Here is a 276-nt window from a genome sequence, read left to right on the forward strand (position 1 = left end):
CCTCGGCTTGCAGCTCACCGGCGTCGGCCAGCGTGCGCTGCCACAGCAGCGGCTGCACCTCGCCCACGGCGCGGTAGCTGGCCTGCCAGCCGGCCTCGGTTTCGGCAAAGCCCAGGCGCAGGCCGTCATGGTGCGCCACCAGCGCCTGAAGCGCCTGCTCCAGGTAACCGGCGTGCAGCGCCGCCGCCGGCTTGAGCAGCACCGACTGGTTCCAGTGGTGGCGCTCGGGGATCGCCGTGGCGAAGAACGCCTGCTGGATCGGCAGCAACGGCGTGG

At 72.5% G+C, this 276-nt stretch carries 1 protein-coding gene; it reads right to left on the reverse strand.

The features are described from left to right. The coding region (locus tag L6D77_RS27130; RefSeq protein ID WP_236170240.1) for a condensation domain-containing protein at window positions 1-276 on the reverse strand (276 nt) is incomplete at both ends.

It is taken from the genome of Pseudomonas parasichuanensis, from assembly GCF_021601385.1.
GTDB classification, from domain to species: Bacteria; Pseudomonadota; Gammaproteobacteria; order Pseudomonadales; family Pseudomonadaceae; genus Aquipseudomonas; species Aquipseudomonas parasichuanensis.